We start from the raw sequence: 3,689 nt of genomic DNA on the forward strand, positions 1-3,689 counted from the left end.
TGTTCTTAATGTAACGAACAACATTGTTGCTCGCCATAGTATTTGGATGAGCTCAGTTGGACTTGTAGCTTCGGTTACGAGAGGCATGTTTAGGACCTTCCTCGGTCCAAGATATTGTATCCCTTCTGCAAACCGCAATGTTGTCCAAGTCAAGTACACTAACCAAGCTCTTAAGATCGCACGGTCTTAGAGCTGAGACGCACCCCTTCATACAGGGTGTTGTCTTATGTCAGATCTTATAGATCTGGCGGGAAAATGTATGCTTTTGGTTTGGAAAGCGTATCCACACATCTTACCAGCTTGTGTGGGTCTGCAAAATACTTGGTCTCATCGCACTTCATCATTCTTTGGATCCTAAAGTCCTCTAGACCCTGTTGCGGTGGTTGAGACATTTTACAAGTTTTGCTCTTTCTGGATCAAATCAAGCGCGAGAAGGGCGTTTGGTGAATGCCTAGGCAGTAAGAGGCGATGAAGGACGTGATACTCTGCGATAAGCTATGGGGAGCTGAGAATAAGCTTTGATCCATGGATTTCCGAATGGGGCAACCCACCTGACAGTTTGTTATAATTGCTTTCGAGCACTTTATAATGGATTGAACCAGGTACTTTTAGACTGAATACATAGGTTTAAAAGAGCAAACCCGGGGAACTGAAACATCTAAGTACCCGGAGGAAAGGACATCAATAGAGACTCCGTTAGTAGTGGCGAGCGAACGCGGATCAGCCGAGCCTTGAGAGTGACTAGAACACGTTGGAAAGCGTGGCCATAGCGGGTGATAGCCCCGTATAGGAAGCTCGATAGGACGTATTAAGTAGGGCGGAACACGTGAAATTCTGTCTGAAGATCGGGGGACCACCCCCGAAGGCTAAGTACTCCTTACTGACCGATAGTGAACCAGTACCGTGAGGGAAAGGTGAAAAGCACCCCGACGAGGGGAGTGAAACAGTTTCTGAAACCGGACGCCTACAAGCAGTCGGAGGGACCTTGAGTCCTGACGGCGTACCTTTTGTATAATGGGTCATCGACTTGGTCTCACAAGCAAGCTTAAGCCGTTAGGTGTAGGCGCAGCGAAAGCGAGTCTTAATAGGGCGAATGAGTTTGTGGGATCAGACCCGAAACCGAGTGATCTAGGCATGACCAGGATGAAGGTAAGGTAACACTTACTGGAGGTCCGAACCCACACCTGTTGAAAAAGGTCGGGATGAGTTGTGCCTAGGGGTGAAAGGCCAATCAAACTCGGAGATAGCTGGTTCTCTGCGAAATCTATTTAGGTAGAGCGTCATCCGAATACCCCGGGGGGTAGAGCACTGGATGGGTAATGGGGCCCCACAGGCTTACTGATCCTAACCAAACTCCGAATACCCGGGAGTACTAGATGGCAGACACACGGCGAATGCTAACGTCCGTCGTGAAGAGGGAAACAACCCTAACCTCCAGCTAAGGCCCCTAATTCATGGCTAAGTGGGAAAGCAGGTGGGACGACCAAAACAACCAGGAGGTTGGCTTAGAAGCAGCCATCCTTTAAAGATAGCGTAACAGCTCACTGGTCTAGATAAGTTGTCCTGCGGCGAAGATGTAACGGGGCTCAAGCCATGAGCCGAAGCTGAGGATGTATATTAATATACGTGGTAGCAGAGCGTAGTGTGACATAGTTCCATGTGTCTTTACTGCTGATCTTCTTTGAAGACAGCGGATTAGACACAAGGAGCTTTCTGTGAAGCCGGCGCGTGAGCGATCCGGTGGAGAGATCACTAGTGAGAATGATGACATGAGTAGCGACAAAGGGAGTGAGAGACTCCCTCGCCGAAAATCCAAGGGTTCCTGCTTAAAGCTAATCTGAGCAGGGTAAGCCGACCCCTAAGGCGAGGCCGAAAGGCGTAGTCGATGGGAACCAGGTTAATATTCCTGGGCCAGATGGAAGTGACGGATCTCGAAGGTAGTTCATCCTTATCGGATTGAATGGGCTGCTTAGAGGTTCCTGGAAATAGCTCCATCGTTAGATCGTACCCTAAACCGACACAGGTGGATAGGTAGAGAATACCAAGGCGCTTGAGAGAACTATGTTGAAGGAACTCGGCAAAATACCTCCGTAAGTTCGCGAGAAGGAGGCCCGGTTCCAAGGCAACTTGGAGCTGGGGGCACAAACCAGGGGGTGGCGACTGTTTACTAAAAACACAGGGCTCTGCGAAGTCGTAAGACGACGTATAGGGTCTGACGCCTGCCCGGTGCCTGAAGGTTAAAAGGAGGAGTGCAAGCTCCGAATTGAAGCCCAGGTAAACGGCGGCCGTAACTATAACGGTCCTAAGGTAGCGAAATTCCTTGTCGGGTAAGTTCCGACCTGCACGAATGGCGTAACGACTTCCCCGCTGTCTCCAACATAGACTCAGCGAAATTGAATTGCCTGTCAAGATGCAGGCTTCCCGCGGTTAGACGGAAAGACCCCGTGCACCTTTACTACAGCTTCACACTGGCATTAGGCCGAACATGTGCAGGATAGGTGGTGGGCTTTGAAGCAGAGACGCTAGTCTCTGTGGAGCCTCCCTTGAGATACCACCCTTGTTCTGCTTGATGTCTAACCGCGGTCCGTTATCCGGATCCGGGACCCTGTGTGGCGGGTAGTTTGACTGGGGCGGTCGCCTCCTAAAGAGTAACGGAGGCGCGCGAAGGTTGGCTCAGACCGGTCGGAAATCGGTCGTTGAGTGCAATGGCAGAAGCCAGCCTGACTGCGAGACTGACAAGTCGAGCAGAGACGAAAGTCGGTCATAGTGATCCGGTGGTCCCGAGTGGAAGGGCCATCGCTCAACGGATAAAAGGTACGCCGGGGATAACAGGCTGATACTGCCCAAGAGTCCATATCGACGGCAGTGTTTGGCACCTCGATGTCGGCTCATCTCATCCTGGGGCTGGAGCAGGTCCCAAGGGTACGGCTGTTCGCCGTTTAAAGAGGTACGTGAGCTGGGTTTAGAACGTCGTGAGACAGTTCGGTCCCTATCTGCCGTGGGTGTAGGATACTTGAGAGGAGTTGCCCCTAGTACGAGAGGACCGGGGTGAACGATCCACTGGTGGACCAGTTGTTATGCCAATAGCAGTGCTGGGTAGCTATGATCGGACAGGATAACCGCTGAAGGCATCTAAGCGGGAAGCCCCCCTCAAAACAAGGTATCCCTGAGGGCCGAGGTAGACCACCTCGTCGATAGGCCAGAGATGTAAGTGCAGTAATGCATTCAGTTGACTGGTACTAATTGCCCGATAGGCTTGATTTGATCCAGTAAAAGCAAAACTCAAAAGTTTACTAATACTGAGACAAACAGAAGCATACATACCAACACAAACAGTAAAATGTACTGACTTGGACACTCTACACAAAGAGTGAAATGAGGTTTTTATTCGGTTTGGTGGTCACAGCGCTAGTGAAACACCCGATCCCATCCCGAACTCGGCCGTTAAGCACGGTTGCGCCGATGGTACTGCGTCTTAAGACGTGGGAGAGTAGGTCACCGCCAAACCTAATAAAAACCTCAAAAATTAATCTCTCTAATACGATCACTCAAAAAAGCGATAATACTTGTGCTAAAATCGTCAAACATTGACGCAGCACAACCATAATGTCGCGGGATGGAGCAGCCCGGTAGCTCGTCAGGCTCATAACCTGAAGGTCGTAGGTTCAAATCCTACTCCCGCAACCAAC

The 3,689-nt window shown here is 50.5% G+C and carries 1 tRNA gene and 2 rRNA genes; all 3 read left to right on the forward strand.

The features are described 5' to 3' along the window. Window positions 1-419: 419 nt before the first annotated feature. The 3 genes from EDD53_RS14665 (at window position 420) to EDD53_RS14675 (ending at window position 3,687) form a co-directional block, all read left to right on the forward strand. Window positions 420-3,264 (forward strand): 23S ribosomal RNA (locus tag EDD53_RS14665). 128 nt (window positions 3,265-3,392) lie between these two features. Continuing rightward, window positions 3,393-3,507 (forward strand): 5S ribosomal RNA (gene rrf, locus EDD53_RS14670). Between the two features lie 103 nt (window positions 3,508-3,610). Continuing rightward, window positions 3,611-3,687: transfer RNA gene (locus EDD53_RS14675), tRNA-Met, on the forward strand. The last annotated feature ends 2 nt before the right edge of the window (window positions 3,688-3,689 follow it).

The sequence above is a fragment of the Pacificibacter maritimus genome, assembly GCF_003814915.1.
GTDB lineage: Bacteria > Pseudomonadota > Alphaproteobacteria > Rhodobacterales > Rhodobacteraceae > Celeribacter > Celeribacter maritimus.